This is a genomic window from Pseudomonas sp. Pseusp97, from assembly GCF_047304025.1.
Lineage (GTDB): Bacteria > Pseudomonadota > Gammaproteobacteria > Pseudomonadales > Pseudomonadaceae > Pseudomonas.
Genome location: NZ_JBGLYK010000099.1, coordinates 1 through 19,490 on the forward strand (window position 1 = coordinate 1; position 19,490 = coordinate 19,490).

The window sequence follows — 19,490 nt, forward strand, 5'->3', positions numbered from 1 at the left end:
CGTTGGGGGTTGGGCGTTGGGCGTTGGGCGTTGGGCGTTGGGCGTTGGGCGAGAGTGTAGGAGCGAGCTTGCTCGCGAACCTCGCCGCCGCAGAAGCGCAGGGTGCAAGTCCCGGCACGGATTATCCGCCGATACCCGACGGCGAATAACGCTGGCGCGTTATGCGCCCTACAGAGCGGGCACGCACCAATGGGGGAAATGGCGTAGGAGCGGACTTCGTCCGCGATGGCATCCGGCGCGATGCGGACCTGTCGCGGACGAGGGCCGCTCCTACGCAAAGCTACGCGCTTACTGGATCTCTTCCGGGGTGACGATCACCCAGTTCTTGTCGGCGGTGACCGGCTGGCCGAGCTTGGCCTGCGCCTCGGCGTTCTTCTTGATCATGCCGTTCAACTGGTCCATGTACTTGGCCTTGCGGTTGATCCACAGGTGCACGCCGTTCTCGGCGGTGCCGTTGAACAGCATGTAACCATCGCTGCTGGGGGTGTCGCCGCCGACCAGGATGGGCTTCTTCCACTGGTCGATGTAGGTGAGGATGGCCGCCTGCTTGCCGGCCATCCAGGTCGCCGGGGTCCACAGGTAGGGGGTGATTTCCAGGTCCTGGTTGGCCTTGGGATCGTACTTGCCTTCGCTGATCTGCTTGCGCGCGGTGGTCAGGGCGCCGCTCTGGCGGTCCTTGAGCAGGGTGGTGACGCCGATGACGTTCTCGGGCTTCACGTTGTAGCCGTACTTGGGATCGCTGGCGACCATGCGCACCAGCTCCTCGTGGGCAGCGGTCATCACGTAGACCTCGATGCCGTTCTCCATCAGCTTGTTGTACAGCTCGGTCTGCCCGGTGAAGACCTTGGGCGGGTTGATCTCGATGGTCTTGACCACGTCGCCTTCGTAGTAGGTGCTGGGCACCGGCTTGCCGTAGGCCATCAGCTCGTCGACGTAGCCCTTGAGCTCTTTCAGGGTGAAGCCGGAGAACACCTGGGCGACCCAGGGGTAGCAGACCAGGTCATCGACCTCGCAGAGGCGGTAGTAGTAGCTGTTGAGGCTTTCCTTGTGGCCGTTGACGTCCTTGAAGGGAATCAGCTTGAGCGAGGGGTCGAGCTTCTCGCGGGTCAGCACGCCTTTCATTTCGAGGAAGGGCAGCAGCGATTCCTCGAGGTCGTAGCGGTAGCTGGTGTTGTCCATGTCGAAGACCGCGAAGGCGCCCTTGTTGGCGTTGGCGGCGATCAGGGCGTCGAGCTGCTTGGCGGCCGGCGCGGGCCAGTGCTTGAGTTCGGTCGCGGCGAAAGAGGTGCTGGCGAGCCCGGCCAGAATCAGGCCGGCGAGCAAGGTGCGCATGGGCTTCATGGATTTTCCCCGAGTGGTGGTTGGCGAGCTTTATTGGAATCGACGCGGCCGTCAGGGCCTGCGCTGGACTAGTCCAGCAATGACCCTAGCAAAGCGCTGTTTCAGCTCTGCGACGGCAGCGACGTAAAGCATCGCGAGGACGGCAGGACGTACCCATCCACGCCACGCGGCTTTGCTGGCGACGAGGACTGGTCTAGCTCACCGCGCGGCGCAGGCGACCAGGGGCGTCTCCGTAGGTCTCCTTGAACTTCTTGGTGAAGGACGCCTGGGACTGGTAGCCGACCTGCGCGGCGATATCGGTGAGGCTCAGTTGCGAGCTGCTCAACAGGCGGTGGGCCAGTTCCATGCGTACTTTCGTCAGCAGCGCCCAGGGCGACAGCCCCGCCACCTGGGTGAACAGGCGCATGAAGGTGGCGCGGGACATGCTGGCGCGCTCGGCCAGGGCCTCGATGGTCCACGGGTGTGCGGGGTCGTCGAGCATCGCCTGCCAGGCGCGGCTCAGGCGCTTGTCGGCCAGCAGCGCCAGGGTGCCGCTGCTGGGCGCGTGCTCCTGCAGGTAAACGCGCAGGATCAGGGTGAACAGCGCAGACGACAGCGCATCGACCAGGAAGCGCGCGCCCGCCTGGTTGCCGTCCGCCTCGCCGCGCAGCAGGCCGACCAGCGCTGCCAGTTGCTCGCTCAGGCCCAGCGCCTGGCTGGAGATGTTGAGGAATGCCGGCAGCGCGCCGATCAATAGCGATTCGCGCTGGTAGTGGAAGCTGCCGCAGAGAATATCCAGCGCCTCGCCTTGGCTACCGAGGCGGTGCACCGGCAGCAGGCCGTCCTGGCTGACCTGGGTGGGTACCGGGCTGACCTTCGGCCCCCGGCTGCGCAGCAGGTGCGCGCCTCCGCGGGGGAAGACCAGGATGTCGCCGGCTTTCAGTTGAAGGATTTGGCCGTCAGGTATTTCTGCCTGACAACGCCCCGACAGCAGGATGTGGTACTGCGCCACGCCGCCCGGCGCCTGCTCATGGTCCAGCGCCCAGTCGCCCTGAAGGTGGCAGCGCAGGTCGAGGCTGCCGCGCAGGCCGGCGAGCTGGATCAGGCGGTCGATGGAGTTCATGGCGTTCCACACGCAGGAAAGGGCCTTCAGATTACGCGTGGGATCGGCCAAGTAAATGCGCCTACCTCCTTGTTTCCCGCCTTCGTACTCCCTTGGTGCGAAAGTCAAAAGCCGACAGAAACGCATCCGAGACCCACCGACAAAAACCCGAGCACAACGCGCAAGAAGCGCAGCGGCGCGATTCCGACAATGGGCACTCCTGATTTCAACCGACTCGCAAGGAGTTCCCCATGACCTTTCCCATCACCCAGGGCCTGCAGGCGCTGAGCCGCCTCGATCACCTCGGCGCCAACCTGATGCGCGTCGCCATCGCCGTGGTGTTCATCTGGATCGGCGCGCTGAAGTTCGTGCCCTACGAGGCCGACAGCATCACGCCCTTCGTCGCCAACAGTCCCTTCATGTCGTTCTTCTACGAGCACCCCGAGGACTACCGCGCGCACCTCACCCACGAGGGCGAGCTGGATGTGCAGAAGCGCGCCTGGCAGACCGTCAACAACACCTACGGCTTCTCCAGTGGCCTGGGCGTGGTGGAGCTGAGCATCGCCCTGCTGGTGCTGCTCAACCCGCTGTCGCGGCGCCTGGGTCTGCTGGGTGGCTTGCTGTCGTTCGGCACGCCGCTGGTAACGCTGACCTTCCTGATCACCACGCCGGAGGCCTGGGTGCCGGCGCTGGGCGACGCACAGCACGGCTTCCCCTACCTGTCCGGCGCGGGCCGGCTGGTGCTCAAGGACACCCTGATGCTCGCCGGCGGCCTGCTGGTGATGGCCGACTCCGCCCGCTCGCTGCTGCGCGAACGCGCCTGATCAAAATCTTCTGAAGGAAGCACACCATGAAAGCGCTGATCGCCCTGATCCTCACCACCCTGTTCGTCGCCGCATGCGGCACCGTGCCGGCCCACGACAAGCCCGACGTGCACCGGGTCATCTCCATCACCGATACCCAGCAAGCCTGCGGCATCGTGCCGGTGACCATGGTCTACGAGGATGCCCAGGCCCAGCAGCACGAGCTGCACTACCAGGTCTGGGCCAATGGTTGCAGCGGCGACTGATCCGACCCGCCGCCGGGCTCAGTCGAGCAGTTCCACCGGCGGCAACTGCATGGCCTGGACTTCGGTCTGCAGGAAGTCGCGCAGTCGGCGCAGCCGCTCCTGGTGCCGGCGCGCACGGGGCCAGACCAGGTAGTAGCTCTCGCCGCTGGCCACCGCGCTGGGCCAGGGCAAGGCCAGGCGGCCCTGGTTGGCATCCTCGGCGACCATCACCAGGTCGCCGATGGAGACGCCGTAGCCGCGCGTGGCGGCGACAATGCCCAGCTCCAGCGTGTCGAACACCTGCCCGCCCTTGAGCGAGACCTGTTCCCCCAGGCCCATGCGTTGCAGCCAGCGCCGCCAGTCACGGCGGTCGGGCGTGGGATGCAGCAGCTCGGCGCCGGCCAGTCGCCCGGCGTCCCAGGGGCCGTCTGCCAGCAGCGCGGGCGCGCCGACGGGAATCAGCCATTCGGGGAACAGCAGGGTGGCTTCCCAGTCCGGCGGGAAGTGCCCGGAGCTCAGCAGCACCGCGCAGTCGAAGGGCTCATGGACGAAATCCACGCGGTCCACGTCCATCCACGCACTGGTCAGCTGCACCTCGATATCGCTGTGCTGCATGCGGAACTTGCTCAGCCGCGCCAGCAGCCAGCGCATGGTCAGGGTGGAGGGTGCCTTCAGGCGCAGCACGCCCTCCTCGGCACGCAGGCTGGCGCAGGCGCGCTCCAGCGCATCGAAGCCATCGCGCAGGCCGGGCAACAGCATCCGCGCGGTTTCGGTCAGTTCCAGCTGGCGGCCGCGACGCTGGAACAGGCGGCAGGCGAAGTGCTCCTCCAGGGTCCTGATGTGCCGGCTCACCGCGCTCTGGGTGATCGCCAGTTCCTCGGCGGCGCGGGTGAAGGACGCATGCCGGGCGGCCGCCTCGAAGGCGCGCAGGGCATAAAGGGGCGGCAACTGGCGGTTCATGGCGGGCTCCGGATAACGTCATGCATGAGTATGACTCATGGATGGCATCGCATTTTTCCTTTTGTGCCCGCATCCACGGCGGCCGGAGAATGGGCGACTCCCTACCGATGCGGCGCCTGCCGCTTGCTGAGCCTGACTCATGAAACGCCTGTACCGTGACGAACTTGCCGCCATCCTTCGCCTCGCCGGCCCGCTGATCGCCGCGCAGCTGGCCTACGTGGCCATGGTGTTCACCGACACCGTGATGATGGGCAAGCTCGGCCGCGAGGCGCTGGCCGCCGGCGGGCTTGGCGCGTCGACCTATGCGCTGGTGTCGACCTTCTGCGTCGGCGTGGTGGCGGCCACCGGCAACCTGGTGGCGATCCGGCATGGCGCGAAGGACACCCGCGGCGTGGTGCAGGCGACCCAGGCCGGCCTGTGGATCGGCGGCGCCCTGGCGCTGCTGGCGGGCCTGCTGCTGTGGAACCTCGGGCCGGTCCTGATTGCCTTCGGCCAGGCGCCGGAGACGGTCGCGGGCACCATGAGTTTTCTGCACAGCATCATCTTCGCCCTGCCCGGCTACATGGCCTTCATGGTGCTGCGCGGCTTCACCAGCGCCATCGAGCGGCCCGGCCCGGTCATGGCCATCAGCCTGATCGGCGCGCTGGCCAACTTCGCCCTCAATTACGCCTTCATCGAGGGACTGTTCGGCCTGCCGCGCCTGGGGCTCGCGGGGATCGGCATGGTCACCGCGGTGGTGATGAACACGCTGCCGGTGATCTTCGCCCTTTACCTGCGCTGGCACCGGGCGTACGCGCCGTACCCGCTGCTGGCCGGCCTGTCGAAACCGGACGTCAAGGTGATCGGTGAATCCCTGCGCCTGGGGATTTCCATCGGCGGCACCTACGCGGTGGAATCGGGCATGTTCACCGTGGCGACCCTGTGCATGGGCGTGATCGGCAACACCGCGCTGGCGGCGCACCAGATCGCCATCCAGTCGGTGTACGTGGCCTTCATGGTGCCCATGGGGATTTCCTACGCGGTAACCTTCCGCATCGGCCAGCACTACGGCGCCGGCCGGCTGGTGGATGCGCGCCGCGCCGGGCGGCTGGGCATCGGCTTCGGCGCCAGCTGCATGTTCGCCTTCGCCGCGCTGTTCTGGCTGGCGCCGGAGCTGGTCATCGGCCTGTTCATCGACCACCAGGACCCGGCCAACCGCGAGGTGGTGCAACTGGCCGTCAGCCTGCTGGCCATTGCCGCGTGGTTCGAGCTGTTCGACGGCACCCAGTGCATTGCCATGGGTGCGATCCGCGGGCTGAAGGACGCGCGCACCACCTTCTTCGTCGGGCTGGCCGGCTACTGGCTGGTGGGCGTGCCGATGGCGCTGTTGCTGACCTTCCCGCTGGGCTGGGGGCCGAGTGGCGTGTGGTGGGGGTTGGCCTCCGGGCTGGCCTGCGCGGCCATCGGGCTGACCCTGGCGTTCGAGGCGAAGACCTCGCGCCTGCTGCGCCCGCGTACGGCCGGCGCAGCACTGGCTGTGCTGGCGGGCCGCTAGCTGACCGAATCCTGCATGCGCAGCGCGCGGTTGGCGCCGAACACCAGGAACCGCGCCAGCTCGGCCAGCGGCAGCGGGCGGCTGATCCAGTAGCCCTGCACCTGGTCGCAACCGAACTGGCGCAGCTCGTCCTGCTGGGCGATGGTCTCGACGCCCTCGGCGACCACTTCCAGGTTCAGGTTGTGCGCCAGGTTGATCATGGCCTTCACCAGTTGCAGGTTTTCCGGGCGCTCGTGCATGTCGCCGACGAAGCTCTTGTCGATCTTCAACAGGGTGATGGGCAGGCTGCTCAGGTGCACGAAGGACGAGAAGCCGGTGCCGAAATCGTCCAGCGAGAAGCGCACGCCCAGGCGGCCGAGGGCCTGCATGGTCTGCTGGACCTGGTCGCTGCGGCGCATCACGGCGGTTTCGGTGAGTTCGAACTCCAGCCACTGGGCGTCGACGCCGCGCTCGCGGATCAGGCGCTCCAGGGTCGGCAGCAGCTGGCTGTCCTGGAACTGGCGGAACGACAGGTTCACCGCCATATGCAGCGGCGGCAGGCCACGCCCGCGCAGCCACTGCATGTCGCGCAGGGCGCGGGAAATGACCCAGTAGCCCAGCGGCACGATCAGCCCGCTTTCCTCGGCCAAGGGCACGAAGTCGCCCGGCGTCAGCAGGCCGCGCTCGGGATGGCGCCAGCGCACCAGCGCTTCGAGGCCGACGATCTGCCCGCTGTGCAGGTCCAGGCGCGGCTGGTAGTGCAGTTCCAGTTCGTCACGGCGCAGCGCCCGGCGCAGTTCGCTTTCCAGGTCGGCAAGGCTGCGCGCGCCGCGGTTGATGCGTTCGTCGAAGACGTGGAAGGTGCAGCCCTGGCGCGACTTGGCCTGCTGCATGGCGATGTGCGCGTGCCACAACAGCGGGTCGGCGGCTTCGCCGGCGCGGGCGTGGGCGACACCCAGGCTGCAGCCCAGCAACAGGCTTTCGCCTTCGACCCAGTAGGGTTCGCCCAGGGATTCGACGATCAGCTCGGCGATCTTCTCCACCCGCGCCGGGTCGCGGCGGGTGTCCAGCAGCAGGGCGAACTCGTCGCTGCCCAGGCGGGCAATGTCGTCGCCGTTGTCCAGGTGCGCCTTCAGGCGCGCCACCACCTGCAGGATCAGGCGGTCGCCGGCCTGGTGGCCGAGGGCGTCGTTGACGTGGCGGAAGTTGTCCAGGTCCAAGTGGCCGAGCGCCAGGCCGCGTCCTTCGCTCTCGCTCAAGCGGGCGGCGAGCAGGGTCTGGAAGCCCTGGCGGTTGGCGATGCCGGTCAGCGGGTCCTGTTCGGCCAGGCTCTGCAGGGTGTTCTGCAGCGAGGTGCGTTCACGCACGTAACGCAGGGTGCGGCGCAGGACTTCGACGCTGAGGGATTCGGCCACCAGGTAATCGGCGACGCCGACCGGTTCTTGCGCGGGCTCGCGCTCCAGCAGCAGGACCAGCGGCAGGTGGCATTGGTGAGCAGACGGCAATTTGCCGGGCGTGGCGAGCACCAGGCCGACCTGATCCTCGTCGAACAGGCTGCTGGCGGCCTGCCAGGACGGGGCCGTGATCAGCGAATAGCCCTGCCCCAACGCGGCCAGATGCCCGCGCAGTAGCTGGGCCCACTGCGGCGCTTCCGCCAGCAGGAGCAGGCGCGTTGGTTCGACCGACGCTGCCAAGCGACCCCCATGAATCTCGAGAAAGGGGAGAACTCCAGGCACCATCCCTGCGCCCACTTCTCCCGGTTTTGAAGCGACGCCATCCGGACATCCCACGGATGTAAACGAAACTTCAGAGAAACTCTTAAGAGTTTTCTTCAAGTATTGCTGTCACAAGCCTAATACATGTACAGATTTATCCAAAATACATAAGGACGATCGTGTCACAGATCGCCGCTATTCCGAGCGGCACCCCGACGCCTGGCACGGCCTGCTAGAATACGCCCCCGCTCCACTACAGACCCCCGCCTTTCATGTCCCGACTCAATCCTCGGCAGCAAGAGGCCGTGAACTACGTCGGCGGCCCGCTCCTGGTGCTGGCCGGCGCCGGCTCCGGCAAGACCAGCGTGATCACCCGCAAGATCGCCTACCTGGTGCAGCAGTGCGGCATCCGCGCCCAGTACATCGTCGCCGTGACCTTCACCAACAAGGCCGCCCGCGAGATGAAGGAGCGCGTCAGCACCCTGCTGCGCCCCGGCGAGGGCAAGGGCCTGACCGTCTCGACCTTCCACAACCTGGGCCTGAACATCATCCGCAAGGAACACGCGGCCCTGGGCTACAAGCCCGGCTTCTCGATCTTCGACGAGAGCGATGTCAAGGCGCTGATGACCGACATCATGCAGAAGGAGTATTCCGGCGATGACGGTCTGGACGAGATCAAGGGCCTGATCGGCAGCTGGAAGAACGACCTGATCCTTCCGGAAGAGGCGCTGGAAAAGGCGCGCAACCCCAAGGAACAGACCGCCGCGATGGTCTACCTGCACTACCAGCGCACGCTCAAGGCGTACAACGCGGTGGACTTCGACGACCTCATCCTGCAGCCGGTGAAGCTGTTCCAGGAGCACCCGGAGATCCTCGACAAGTGGCGCAACCGCGTGCGCTACATGCTGGTGGACGAATACCAGGACACCAACGCCAGCCAGTACCTGCTGGTGAAGATGCTGGTGCAGCAGCGTGCGCACTTCACCGTAGTGGGCGACGACGACCAGTCGATCTACGCCTGGCGCGGCGCGCGCCCGGAAAACCTGATGCAGCTCAAGGAAGACTTCCCCTCGCTGAAGGTGGTGATGCTGGAGCAGAACTACCGCTCCACCAGCCGCATCCTGAAATGCGCCAACATCCTCATCGCCAACAACCCCCACGTGTTCGAGAAGCAGCTGTGGAGCGAGATGGGCGAAGGCGACCCGATCCGGGTGATCCGTTGCCGCAACGAGGAGTCCGAGGCCGAGCGGGTGGCGATGGAAATCCTCACCATCCACCTGAAGACGCAGCGGCCCTACAGCGAATTCGCCATCCTCTACCGGGGCAACTATCAGGCGAAGCTGATCGAGCTGAAACTTCAGCACCACCAGATTCCCTATCACCTGTCAGGCGGCACCAGCTTCTTCGGACGCCAGGAAGTGAAGGACCTGATGTCCTACTTCCGCCTGCTGGTGAACCCGGACGATGACAACGCCTTCCTCCGGGTGATCAACGTGCCGCGCCGCGAGATCGGCTCCACCACTCTGGAGAAGCTCGGCAACTACGCCACCGAGCGCGGCTGCTCGATGTTCAACGCCTCCGGCGAGCTGGGCCTGTCCGAACACCTGGACGCCCGCTACATCGAGCGCCTGCAGCGCTTCAAGCGCTTCATCGACAAGGTCCGCGAGCAGTGCGCCGGCAGCGATCCGATCGGCGCGCTGCGCAGCATGGTGATGGACATCGACTACGAGAACTGGCTGCGGCAGAACGCCTCCAGCGACAAGATCGCCGACTTCCGCATGGGCAACGTGTGGTTCCTCATCGAAGCGCTGAAGAACACCCTGGAGCGCGACGAAGAAGGCGACATGACCATCGAGCAGGCCATCGCCAAGCTGGTGCTGCGCGACATGCTCGAGCGCCAGCAGGAAGAGGAAGAAGGCGCCGACGGCGTGCAGATGATGACCCTGCACGCCTCCAAGGGCCTGGAATTCCCCTACGTGTTCATTCTCGGCGTGGAGGAAGAAATCCTCCCGCACCGCTCCAGCATCGAGGCCGACACCATCGAGGAAGAACGGCGCCTGGCCTACGTGGGCATCACCCGGGCGAAGAAGAACCTGGCCATGACCTTCGCCGCCAAGCGCAAGCAGTACGGCGAGATCATCGACTGCTCGCCCAGCCGATTCCTCGACGAACTGCCGCCCGAGGACCTGGTCTGGGAAGGCCAGGAAGACGCGCCGCAGGAGGTCAAGGTGGCCAAGGGCAACTCGGCGCTGGCGGATATCCGGGCGCTGCTCAAGCGTTGACCGCTTTACCTGTAGGGGCGAGCTTACTCGCGAAGGTATTTCTCGCCGGCACTTGAGAGCGAGTTCGCCTGTCAATTTCGTGCCAGGACTTTCCCTCTCCCCCGCCCTCTCCCTGAAAGGAGAGGGAGCTATCCGTGCCGGCTGATGCCGTGGTTTCTGCCGGCACCATCCAGTCCCCTCTCCCTTCGGAGCGGGGCGCGCAGCCAGGGTTAGGGAGAGGGCCGAGCCCAGCCACGGATTCCCCTACAGGCAACCACTCACGCTCCCGCCCATCGAAAAACTGTCCAATTGATCAGCAATTGCATTGGTCGGAACGTCGCGCACAGGGCCGGTGGCGTTGTAGAATTACGCGCTTCATCAGCGACAGTCGCTTTCGGAAGCACCCCCGTGAACACTCTCAAAGACAAAATCCGCAGCGAAGGCATCGTTCTTTCCGAACAGGTCCTCAAGGTAGACGCCTTCCTCAACCACCAGATCGACCCGGCGCTGATGAAGTTGATCGGCCACGAGTTCGCCGAACGCTTCAAGAACCAGGGCATCACCAAGATCGTCACCATCGAGGCCTCGGGCATTGCCCCGGCGATCATGGCCGGCCTCGAGCTGGGCATCCCGGTGATCTTCGCCCGCAAATTCCAGTCGCTGACGCTGAAGAACGACCTGCTGATCTCCAAGGTCTTCTCCTTCACCAAGCAGACCGAAAGCACCATCGCCATTTCTGCCAAGCACCTGACCGCCGCCGACCACGTGCTGGTGGTGGACGATTTCCTCGCCAACGGCCATGCCGCCAAGGCGCTGATCGACCTGATCCAGCAGGCGGGCGCCAGCATCGCCGGCCTCGGCATCGTCATCGAGAAGTCCTTCCAGGAAGGCCGCGCCCTGCTGGAAAGCGAAGGCTACCGCGTGGAATCCCTGGCTCGCGTGAAGTCGCTGGCGGGCGGTCAGGTCGAGTTTCTCGAGGACTGACCGTTTCCTGCGTAAAAAGGGGCGGGCGCCGAAAGGGCCCGCCTTTTTTCATGCCTGGCGGCAGAGTTCTCGTAGGAACGGACCTGTCCGAGATCCGCTGGCAGGCGGCGGTGCAGCCTGAAGGATTCGCGGACAGGGTCCGCTCCTACAAAAGCACCCGACCTGGCATCGACTGTAGGAGCGAGCTTGCTCGCGAAGCTCCTCGGAATGACGACGGTGCCGTGCGGTTCGCGAGCAAGCTCGCTCCTACAGACCCTACAGACCCTACAGACCCTACAGCTCCTGCTCGGCGCTGGCCTTCAGGCCGGCCAGCAGTAGGCGCTGGTAGAGCTCCTCGCGCAAGCCTTCGGGCCTGGCCAGGGCCATGCGCTCCAGATGATCCGGGAAGGCGTCCGGCTCCGGCGCATCCAGGGTCGCCTTGCCCAGTTCGAGTATTTCGCTCAGGCGCAGCTTGCTCTTCAGCCAACCCAGCGCCCGCAGCAGGTCGCGCTCGTGGTCGGTGAAATCGCAGCCCAGCGGGAACTCCGGCAGTAACTTGCGCAGCCCCCGAGTCGCCTCGCGCAGGCGCTCCGGGGTGTTGTTGCGGTAACGCGCCTCCAGTTCGAAATCCTTCGGCAGCTTGCCAGCCTCCTGGGCCTGGACGATCAGCTCGTCCTGGAAACGCGAGTCGGCGATGGCCAGCATCGCGGCGATCACCTCGGCGTCGTTCCTGCCGCGCAGGTCGGCGACGCCGTACTCGGTCACCACCATGTCGCGCAGGTGCCGGGGAATGGTGGTGTGGCCGTAGTTCCAGACGATGTTTGAGTTCAGCTCGCCCTCGGATTCGCGCCAGCTGCGCAGCATCAGGATGGAGCGCCCGCCTTCCAGCTCGTGGGCCTGGGCGACGAAGTTGTACTGCCCACCCACGCCGCTGAGGACGCGGCCGTCCTCCAGCTGGTCGGCCACGCCGGCACCCAGCAGGGTGACGGTGAAGGCGCTGTTGATGAAACGCGCGTCGCGGCGCTGCTCACGCTTGAGCTCTTCGTCGCGGTAGAGGTTGTTGACGAAGCCGATGCCGGTCATGCCGATCCCGGCCAGTTCTTCGCGGGGCATCTCGCGCAGGCGCCGGTAGAAGGCCTGCGGCCCGAGGAAGAAACCGCCGTGCAGCCAGACACCCGGTTCGGCGGGCGACGCCCCTGGTCGCGCCGCAACCCGCCGGCTCAACACCCCTGCCTCGGCCAGCGCCAGCAGGCCGGGAACGAACATTTCGCTGCAGCCATACAGGCCCTGCTCGAAGGTCGCGAGACCGCCGTCGCGCTCGATCAGCTCGGCGTGGCGCGCGGTGGATTCGAGGCGTTCGAGCAGCTCGCGATAACCGTCGTTGTTGCGCTGGCGGGTGAGCAGCGCCGAGGTCAGGGCGTCACCCATGGAGCCGATGCCGATCTGCAGGGTGCCGCCGTCACGTACCAGGGCGCTGGCATGCAGGCCGATGCAGTGGTCCTGCAGGCCCACCGGCAGGTTGGGTGTGGAAAACAGCGTGCTGTTGTCGCCCGGCGCGTCCACCAGCAGGTCGAAGAAGTCCTCGTCCACCTCGGCATCGCCGGGCATGTAGGGCAACTGGTCGTGGACCACGCCGACGATGACGATGGTCTCGCCCGCCGCACGACGACGCTGCAGCATCGGCAACAGGTCGAGGGTGATGTCCGGGTTGCAGGCCAGGCTCAGCTTGCCGGGCCGCTCCGGATCACGCGCCACCAGCTGGGCGACGGCATTGACGCCCTTGGCGTTGATATCGCGCGCCACGTGGCTGTAGTTGCAGCTGATGTAGTTCTGCTGCGCCGGCGCGCTGTCGAGCAGGCTGCCGGGCTGCAGGTAGAACTCCTCGACGCGGATGTTCTCCGGCAGGCTGCCGCTGCGCAGGTCGTGCAGGTAGTCCAGCTCGGGATAGTCGCCATAGATGCGCTCGACGAAGGGTTCGAGGAAGCGCCGTTGCAGCTCGACGCCTGCTTGCGGGCGCCCCAGCGACAAGGCGGTGTAGAGCGTCAGTTGTCGACGAGGGTTCTCGCGGACGTGCCGGTACAGCGCATTGGCCAGCTGGTTGGGCTTGCCCAGGCCCAGCGGCAGGCCGAGGCGGATGTGCCCCTGCAAGCGCTCAAGCAGGTGTTCGACGGCGGTTTCGATCGAGCAGGATTGCACCGGGCTTCCCTCCTGGTTCAGTTCGACGACAGGAGTTTGGACCGGCTTTACGCAAAAGTTGCTCCCGCGACTCACGAGGTGACAAATCGCGGGCATGAAAAAGCCGCCCTCGGGCGGCTTTTTCGCACAGCTCGGCTGTTACAGGCCGGACATGTGGTGAATCGCAGCTTTCAGCTCGTCATCGGAGCAATCAGCGCAGGTGCCCTTGGGCGGCATGGCGTTGATACCCGAGATGGCCTTGGCCAGCAGGCCGTCGAGGCCGCCCTGCTCTTTCGCACGCTTGCCCCACTCGGCCTTGTCGCCGACTTTCGGCGCGCCCAGCAGGCCGCTGCCGTGGCAGTTGGTGCAGACCTTGCCGACAATCTCTTCGCCCGAACGCGGAGCACCGCCACCGCCGGCGGAAGCGACGGCGCCAACGCCTTCGCATTCCTTGCCCTGGACGCAGACTTTGCCGACAGGTTCGAGACGCTTGGCAATGGCGTCATCGTTGGTCGCGGCCTGAACGCTCACTGCCCACAGGGCCAGTACGGCAGCCTGGGCTGCCAGGATTTTTCTAATCAGGTTCACCCTTTCACCCTCATCGTGGCTTATCACGCCCGGTCGCGGTGCAGTCACAGTCTCGGGCCGCGCGAGCGGGCGCAAGTATAACGGCAAAGCTCCGAAGCTCGAAACAATTGCGCCGCCTTGCGCGGCTTTGCGGCATTAGGTCGCAGCGGGTCTGGCCGGTCCTACCGGCTGTTCAAAAATTTGCCGGTGTGGTCGCGCTGATCAGCCGCGCCGGGGCTTCGAACGGGTTGCGGAAGCGGTGCGGCTTGGTGCTGTCGAAATAGTAGCTGTCGCCACATTCGAGGACGAAGGTCTCGTCGCCGACGGTCAGCTCCAGGCGGCCTTCGACCAGCACGCCGGTCTCTTCGCCTTCGTGGGCGTACATGTCGTCACCGGTGTCGGAGCCCGGCGGATAGGTCTCGTCGAGCAGCGTGATGGCGCGACTGGGATAGTCCTTGCCGATCAGCTTCATGATGATCGAACCACTGGACAGGTCGCTGAGTTCATCTGCCTTGTAGACCACCGGGGTGTTGCTGCTCTGTTCCAGGTCCAGGGAGAAGAACTCCACGAGGGACATCGGAATACCACCCAGCACTTTCTTCAGCGAGCTGATGGAGGGGCTGACGCTGTTTTTCTCGATCATCGAGATTGTGCTGTTGGTCACACCCGCCCGCTTGGCGAGTTCGCGCTGGGACAAACCTTTGACTTTACGGATGGCTTGCAGACGAGCACCGACGTCCAAGGGTGGGGTCCTCCTTATTCTTGTGATCAGGCAGGCTCTGAAAGGCAGAACCCGCAACGGCTTGAGCCGAGCGGGTTCCAAGTGCCACGTATCATGGCAACACCGTTCAGTATTTACAACAGATCGCCCGTCGATCCTGCGCAAACTTTACGGGCGGTATCCGTCACTCGCCCGAGTAGACCCGCGGGACCCGCTTGAGGTTGCAGAACAGCTGGTAGGGGATGCTGCCGCACAGGGCGGCGAGCTGGCTGGCGGGGACGTTGGGGCCCCAGAGCTCGACGCGGCTGCCCAGCCCGGCCTGCGGCAGGTCGGTCAGGTCCACGGTGAGCATGTCCATGGATACGCGGCCGATGATGCGGCTGGGCTTGCCGTCGATAAATACCGGCGTGCCGTCCGGCGCGTGGCGCGGATAGCCGTCGGCGTACCCCATGGCGACCACGCCGACGCGCACCGGACGCTCGGCAACGAAGCGTGCGCCGTAGCCCACCGGCTCGCCGGCCGGCAGTTCGCGAATGCTGATGACCTGCGATTCCAGGGTCATCACCGGGCGCAGCTGGTCGGCCAGCGGGTGCGCCTGTTCGAAGGGGGTGGCGCCGTAGAGCATGATGCCGGGGCGCACCCAGTCGCTGGGCACTTCGGACCAGCCGAGGATGCCGGGGGAATTGCGCAGGCTGATCTCATGGCCCTGGCCCGCGGCTTCGCGCACGGACTGGAAGGCGGCGACCTGCTCTTCAGTGCGCGGGCAATCCAGCTCGTCGGCGCGGGAGAAGTGGCTCATCAGCACGACCTTGGCGACGTGGGGCAGCGCTTTCAGGCGCGCCAGCGCGGCGGCGTAGTCCTGCGGGAAGAAGCCGACGCGGTGCATGCCCGAATCCATCTTCAGCCAGACGGTCAGCGGCTTGCTCGGCCGCGCGCGCTCGATGGCCTCCAACTGCCAGGCCGAGTGCACCACGCACCAGAAATCATGGGCGTCGATCAGTTCCAGTTCGCTGGCTTCGAAGAAGCCTTCGAGCAGCAGGATCGGTGCGCGGATGCCGGCTTCGCGCAGCTCCAGCGCTTCCTCGATGCAGGCCACGGCGAAACCGTCTGCCTCGCCCTCCAGAGCCCGGGCGCAGACCACGGCACCATGGCCGTAGGCATCGGCCTTGACCACCGCCAGCGCTCGGGCGCCGGTGACTTCACGGGCCAGGCGGTAGTTGTGGCGCAGGGCGGCGAGGTCGATCAGGGCACGGGCGGGACGCATGGCGAGGCTCTCTTATGGTGGCGGAACAGGAACGACGAACGAAAAAAACCCGGCGCTCCGGCCGGGCCACGCAAAACGATCAGGGCAGTGCGGCGACGATGGAGACCTCGACGAGGATCTCCGGGTAGCACAGCGCCGCCTGGACGGTAGCGCGCGCCGGGGCGCAGCCCTGCGGGACCCACTGGTCCCAGACGCCGTTCATGCCGGCGAAGTCGGCGGCGACGTCTTTCAGGTAGATGGTTGCCGAGAGCACCCGCGACTTGTCGGTGCCGGCTTCCTCGAGCAGGCGCTCGACGCTGGCGAGGACTTCGCGGGTCTGCTGTTCGACACCGGCGGAGAGATCATCGGCCACCTGGCCGGCGAGATACACCGTGCCGTTGTGGACGACGACCTGGCTCATCCGCTGGTTAGTGTGCAGGCGCTGGATGGCCATCCTGGACCTCCGAGGCGGAACCGTAGCGGGAGATGTCCAGGCCTTCGGTGCTGATCTGCGGACGCTTCTTCGCCATCAGGTCGGCGAGGTAGCGGCCCGAGCCGCAAGCCATGGTCCAGCCCAGGGTGCCGTGGCCGGTGTTGAGGAACAGGTTGCGGTAGCGGGTGGCGCCGACGATCGGGGTGCCGTCCGGGGTGGCCGGGCGCAGGCCGGTCCAGAACTCCGCCTGGCTGACGTCACCGCCTTCCGGGTAGAGGTCGGTGGTGATCATTTCCAGGGTGGCGCGGCGACGCGGGTTCAGCGACAGGTCGAAGCCGGCGATTTCCGCCATGCCGCCCACGCGGATGCGCTGGTCGAAGCGGGTGATCGCCACCTTGTAGGTCTCGTCGAGGATGGTCGAGGTCGGCGCCATGTCCGGGTTGGTGATCGGCACGGTCAGCGAGTAACCCTTGAGCGGGTAGACCGGGGCGTCGATGCCCAGCGGCTTGAGCATCTGCGGCGAGTAGCTGCCCAGGGCCAGCACGTAGCGGTCGGCGGTGACCAGTTGGCCATCGACCCAGACGCCGTTGATGCGGTCGCCGGCGAAGTCCAGGCGCTGGATGTCCTGGCCGAAGCGGAACTCCACGCCCAGGGCCTTGGCCATCTCGGCCAGCTTGGTGGTGAACATCTGGCAGTCGCCGGTCTGGTCGTTGGGCAGGCGCAGGGCGCCGACCAGCTTGTCGGCGACCTTGGCCAGGGCCGGTTCGACGCGGGCGATGCCGGCGCGGTCGAGCACTTCATAGGGAACGCCGGTACTTTCCAGGACGGCGATGTCCTTGGCGGCGGAGTCCAGCTGGGCCTGGGTGCGGAACAGCTGGGTGGTGCCCAGCGAGCGGCCTTCGTAGGTGATGCCGGTCTCGGCGCGCAGCTCGTCGAGGCAGTCGCGGCTGTACTCGGACAGGCGCACCATGCGCTCCTTGTTCACCGCGTAGCTCTTGGCGTTGCAGTTGCGCAGCATCTGCCACATCCAGCTGTACTGGCTGGGATCGCCGGTCAGCTTGATGGCCAGCGGGGCGTGGGTCTGCATCAGCCATTTCATGGCCTTGAGCGGGATGCCCGGGGCGGCCCAGGGCGAGGCGTAGCCAGGGGAAACCTGGCCGGCGTTGGCGAAGCTGGTTTCCAGGGCCGGGCCGGGCTGGCGGTCGACGACGACCACTTCGAAGCCGGCACGGGCGAGATAGTAAGCACTGGCGGTACCGATCACACCGCTGCCAAGCACCAGAACGCGCATCTTTGCCTCCTACGTCGCGCCAGGGGCGCAGACGTTTCTTATTCTGAACGTAGATGCGCGCAGTATAGGAAGTCAGGCTCAGCGATATTCACTGATTGCGATACGTGTTTTGACGAAAATTCCTGGCAAAAGTCGCTTTCACGGAGGGACATCCACCAGGATTAAGGCTTTTTCGCCGGAGACCGAGTGGTCGAGGATCTGGCGAAAATTTCACCAGTTCCAGAGGAAATGGCGAAGGGAACGGAGTTGGCCAGAACTTCTCGCGCCAGAACTTTCTTCGACGGGAATTACCTGCCTCCACCACCGCACCCCGGACTCGCCGCCGGCAGCGGCGGCGAGCAGGGAAATCCCCTTGGTGCGCTTACTTGCGCACCCACTGGCCGTTGACCTGTACGTACTGTCCCGACGGCGTGCGCTCGATGGCCTTCTTGCCGGCCAGGGATTCCACGTCCTTGAGGGTGGCGCCGCTCTGGCTGGCGACCTTCTGGTACTCGGCGCGGCGCGCGGCGTTGATCTGCGCGGCGACATCGGCGGCGTCGCCGCTGTTCTTCACGACGCCCAGGTAGCCGTCGGCCTGCTCGCCGACCAGCCCCTGGGACTTGGCCCCACCCAGGGCGGACATCGCCTGTTCCAGGCTCATCGCCATGACCGGCAGGCTCAGGCTGAGGGCGAGCAGCGCGACGCCCAGTTTGCGGTGCAATCTCATGCAAAGGCTCCTTGTCAGAACAGGCCGCTGTTCTCGTTGATGATGCCGTCGAGCGCCTTGTCGACCTTGATATAGATCTCGTGCTCGATCTTCACGTTGAGGTTGATGTTGATCGGCTCCTTGGGCGCCGCCAGCTGCACGGTGGGGGTGCAGCCCTGGGCGAGGCCGGCCAGGAGCAATAGGGCAAACAGGGCGCGAAGGCGCATTTCGGGTCTCCTTGCGGTCATGGCGCGGCGGCCGGGTCGTTGCGCAGGCGGTCCTGCACGCGCTTGCGAATGGTGTCGCTGACCCGGTCGCTCAGTTGCAGGCTGGTGAGCAGCTTGGGCACGTTCTCCTCCAGGTTGACGTTGAGGTTGATCGGCCGGCCCTGCTCCAGCTCGGGGTTTTTCCCGCTCAGGCTCAGGGCAAGGAGCAGCTTGCCGGATTCATCATAATCCACGCGGCTGCTGAGCTTGTCGTAGCGGAAATCGTCGATGGCGGTAGCCACCAGCTGCATGGCCGGATTGCTCTGGCCCAGCGAGCGGATCTTCTCCGAACGGAACTGCAGCACGCCCGGCTCGCGCGCGGCCACCTCGCCGTTGCGGATCACCAGTTTGCCCTCGTGCAGCCCCAGCGGCAGGTTGCCATCGATGATCCCGCTGCCGGACAACCCCTCCGCCGGATAGGCCGCGAGGATCGCTTCCAGCGCCAGCCCTTCCAGCTTCAGGGTAAGACCCTGGCCCAGCGCGGAAAGATCCACCGCCCCCGCTGGCAACCAGGCGCGACCCCTGAACATCCCCAGCTCCACCTGCTGCCAGTCGACCCGGCCAGCCAGTGGCGCGGAGAGCGAAGCCTTGTAGTTGCCCTGCAGGGACAGCGGCCCAAGAATCACGCCGGGGTTGAGCGAGGCGACTTTCACCTGCGGCAGCTGCAGGTCCATCTGCGAGCCCTTCAGGACGAACTTCGCCTGCAGATCGAGGCCATGCACTTCGCTGCGGTCGTAGACGCCCTCCAGCCCGCTGCCGCGCAGGTTCAGGTCGAGGCTCTGCGTCGCAGCGCCCGGCGGCAGCCGCCAGTTCAGGTCGAAGCTGGCCTTGCCGTTGTTCAGGCTGAGCAGGCCCGGCCAGTCGCCGAGGGATTTTTCCAGCGGGTTGCCGGTACGCAGGAAGAATTCCGGCTGCCGGGCGACCAGGGCAACGCCCTGTTTCGCCGAGTTACCCAGGTCGATCTCGGCATTCAGCCCACCGCTGTTCAGCAGGCGCCCCTTGAACTGCTGGGCGTCGAGACTCGCGGCGAGCGTGCCCATGGCGTTCCAGGACAGGGGTTTGACGTGGGGCTGGCGCAGCTCGCCGATGGCCAGTTTCAGCGGGGCGTTCAGTTGCAAGGTGGCAGGCGCGTCAGCGGCATAACCCAGACCCAGCGTGCCCTTACCCAAGCTGGCCGCGAGCTTGCTGGCCTTGAGCGACTGCGGACCGGTCAGCGCGCCGACCTGC

General features: G+C 65.9%; 18 protein-coding genes. 5 read left to right on the plus strand and 13 right to left on the minus strand.

Annotated features, from left to right (window positions below; genetic code table 11):
* Window positions 1-288 precede the first annotated feature (288 nt).
* Both ACCC94_RS16950 and ACCC94_RS16955 read right to left on the minus strand, forming a co-directional pair.
* A complete protein-coding gene (locus ACCC94_RS16950; protein WP_401089803.1) occupies window positions 289-1,341 on the minus strand; it encodes a haloacid dehalogenase-like hydrolase in 1,053 nt (350 codons plus the stop codon).
* Window positions 1,342-1,534: 193 nt separating this feature from the next.
* A complete protein-coding gene (locus ACCC94_RS16955; protein ID WP_413350633.1) occupies window positions 1,535-2,443 on the minus strand; it encodes an AraC family transcriptional regulator in 909 nt (302 codons plus the stop codon).
* A gap of 230 nt (window positions 2,444-2,673) precedes the next feature.
* Between ACCC94_RS16955 and rclC the strand changes: the two genes are divergently transcribed.
* Entirely contained in the window at window positions 2,674-3,246 is a 573-nt protein-coding gene (rclC, locus tag ACCC94_RS16960) for a reactive chlorine resistance membrane protein RclC (protein ID WP_413350635.1), read from the plus strand.
* A gap of 26 nt (window positions 3,247-3,272) precedes the next feature.
* Complete coding sequence (locus ACCC94_RS16965; protein ID WP_413350636.1) at window positions 3,273-3,491, plus strand: DUF2790 domain-containing protein; 219 nt, start codon at window positions 3,273-3,275, stop codon at window positions 3,489-3,491.
* Between the two features lie 18 nt (window positions 3,492-3,509).
* Here the strand turns inward: ACCC94_RS16965 and ACCC94_RS16970 are convergent, their stop codons facing one another.
* On the minus strand, window positions 3,510-4,430 hold the full coding sequence (locus ACCC94_RS16970) for a LysR substrate-binding domain-containing protein (RefSeq protein ID WP_413350637.1): 921 nt from the start codon (window positions 4,428-4,430) through the stop codon (window positions 3,510-3,512).
* A 139-nt stretch (window positions 4,431-4,569) separates the two neighbouring features.
* Between ACCC94_RS16970 and ACCC94_RS16975 the strand changes: the two genes are divergently transcribed.
* Entirely contained in the window at window positions 4,570-5,964 is a 1,395-nt protein-coding gene (locus tag ACCC94_RS16975; protein ID WP_413350638.1) for a NorM family multidrug efflux MATE transporter, read from the plus strand.
* Here ACCC94_RS16975 and ACCC94_RS16980 read toward each other — a convergent pair.
* On the minus strand, window positions 5,961-7,637 hold the full coding sequence (locus ACCC94_RS16980) for a putative bifunctional diguanylate cyclase/phosphodiesterase (protein WP_413350639.1): 1,677 nt from the start codon (window positions 7,635-7,637) through the stop codon (window positions 5,961-5,963). The two genes, ACCC94_RS16975 and ACCC94_RS16980, sit on opposite strands and share 4 nt — an antisense overlap.
* A gap of 293 nt (window positions 7,638-7,930) precedes the next feature.
* Between ACCC94_RS16980 and rep the strand changes: the two genes are divergently transcribed.
* Both rep and ACCC94_RS16990 read left to right on the plus strand, forming a co-directional pair.
* The gene (gene rep / locus ACCC94_RS16985) at window positions 7,931-9,940 is read left to right on the plus strand and encodes a DNA helicase Rep (RefSeq protein ID WP_413350641.1); all 2,010 of its coding nucleotides are present in this window, start codon (window positions 7,931-7,933) and stop codon (window positions 9,938-9,940) included.
* A 387-nt stretch (window positions 9,941-10,327) separates the two neighbouring features.
* Complete coding sequence (locus ACCC94_RS16990; RefSeq protein WP_413350642.1) at window positions 10,328-10,903, plus strand: xanthine phosphoribosyltransferase; 576 nt, start codon at window positions 10,328-10,330, stop codon at window positions 10,901-10,903.
* 273 nt (window positions 10,904-11,176) lie between these two features.
* Here ACCC94_RS16990 and ACCC94_RS16995 read toward each other — a convergent pair whose 3' ends face one another.
* The 9 genes from ACCC94_RS16995 to ACCC94_RS17035 all read right to left on the minus strand — a co-directional run.
* Entirely contained in the window at window positions 11,177-13,018 is a 1,842-nt protein-coding gene (locus ACCC94_RS16995) for an acetyl-CoA hydrolase/transferase C-terminal domain-containing protein (protein WP_413350649.1), read from the minus strand.
* A 198-nt stretch (window positions 13,019-13,216) separates the two neighbouring features.
* Entirely contained in the window at window positions 13,217-13,645 is a 429-nt protein-coding gene (locus tag ACCC94_RS17000; protein WP_413350643.1) for a c-type cytochrome, read from the minus strand.
* Window positions 13,646-13,817: 172 nt separating this feature from the next.
* Complete coding sequence (locus ACCC94_RS17005; protein ID WP_138217086.1) at window positions 13,818-14,366, minus strand: cupin domain-containing protein; 549 nt, start codon at window positions 14,364-14,366, stop codon at window positions 13,818-13,820.
* A 163-nt stretch (window positions 14,367-14,529) separates the two neighbouring features.
* Window positions 14,530-15,609 carry an alanine racemase gene (alr, locus tag ACCC94_RS17010; protein WP_413350644.1) on the minus strand — a complete coding sequence of 360 codons (1,080 nt, stop codon included), beginning with the start codon at window positions 15,607-15,609 and terminating at the stop codon, window positions 14,530-14,532.
* Window positions 15,610-15,688: 79 nt separating this feature from the next.
* On the minus strand, window positions 15,689-16,042 hold the full coding sequence (locus ACCC94_RS17015; RefSeq protein ID WP_413350645.1) for a RidA family protein: 354 nt from the start codon (window positions 16,040-16,042) through the stop codon (window positions 15,689-15,691).
* On the minus strand, window positions 16,017-17,312 hold the full coding sequence (gene dadA / locus ACCC94_RS17020; protein ID WP_413350646.1) for a D-amino acid dehydrogenase: 1,296 nt from the start codon (window positions 17,310-17,312) through the stop codon (window positions 16,017-16,019). The genes ACCC94_RS17015 and dadA overlap by 26 nt, the downstream gene beginning before the upstream one ends.
* 361 nt (window positions 17,313-17,673) lie before the next feature.
* On the minus strand, window positions 17,674-18,018 hold the full coding sequence (locus tag ACCC94_RS17025) for a YdbL family protein (RefSeq protein ID WP_413350647.1): 345 nt from the start codon (window positions 18,016-18,018) through the stop codon (window positions 17,674-17,676).
* Window positions 18,019-18,032: 14 nt separating this feature from the next.
* The gene (locus tag ACCC94_RS17030; protein WP_081515164.1) at window positions 18,033-18,224 is read right to left on the minus strand and encodes a YnbE family lipoprotein; all 192 of its coding nucleotides are present in this window, start codon (window positions 18,222-18,224) and stop codon (window positions 18,033-18,035) included.
* Between the two features lie 17 nt (window positions 18,225-18,241).
* Window positions 18,242-19,490: YdbH domain-containing protein (locus ACCC94_RS17035; RefSeq protein WP_413350648.1), on the minus strand; the 1,249-nt coding region annotated here is incomplete at its 5' end.

What these genes read in the sequence shown, in the direction of transcription:
- ACCC94_RS16965 (WP_413350636.1), top strand. Translation starts at nt 3,273, where the DNA reads ATGAAAGCGCTGATCGCCCTGATCCTCACCACCCTGTTCGTCGCCGCA.
- rclC (WP_413350635.1), top strand. Translation starts at nt 2,674, where the DNA reads ATGACCTTTCCCATCACCCAGGGCCTGCAGGCGCTGAGCCGCCTCGAT.
- ACCC94_RS17030 (WP_081515164.1), bottom strand. Translation starts at nt 18,224, where the DNA reads ATGCGCCTTCGCGCCCTGTTTGCCCTATTGCTCCTGGCCGGCCTCGCC.
- alr (WP_413350644.1), bottom strand. Translation starts at nt 15,609, where the DNA reads ATGCGTCCCGCCCGTGCCCTGATCGACCTCGCCGCCCTGCGCCACAAC.
- ACCC94_RS17025 (WP_413350647.1), bottom strand. Translation starts at nt 18,018, where the DNA reads ATGAGATTGCACCGCAAACTGGGCGTCGCGCTGCTCGCCCTCAGCCTG.
- rep (WP_413350641.1), top strand. Translation starts at nt 7,931, where the DNA reads ATGTCCCGACTCAATCCTCGGCAGCAAGAGGCCGTGAACTACGTCGGC.
- ACCC94_RS16955 (WP_413350633.1), bottom strand. Translation starts at nt 2,443, where the DNA reads ATGAACTCCATCGACCGCCTGATCCAGCTCGCCGGCCTGCGCGGCAGC.
- ACCC94_RS16950 (WP_401089803.1), bottom strand. Translation starts at nt 1,341, where the DNA reads ATGAAGCCCATGCGCACCTTGCTCGCCGGCCTGATTCTGGCCGGGCTC.
- ACCC94_RS17015 (WP_413350645.1), bottom strand. Translation starts at nt 16,042, where the DNA reads ATGGCCATCCAGCGCCTGCACACTAACCAGCGGATGAGCCAGGTCGTC.
- ACCC94_RS16970 (WP_413350637.1), bottom strand. Translation starts at nt 4,430, where the DNA reads ATGAACCGCCAGTTGCCGCCCCTTTATGCCCTGCGCGCCTTCGAGGCG.
- dadA (WP_413350646.1), bottom strand. Translation starts at nt 17,312, where the DNA reads ATGCGCGTTCTGGTGCTTGGCAGCGGTGTGATCGGTACCGCCAGTGCT.
- ACCC94_RS16975 (WP_413350638.1), top strand. Translation starts at nt 4,570, where the DNA reads ATGAAACGCCTGTACCGTGACGAACTTGCCGCCATCCTTCGCCTCGCC.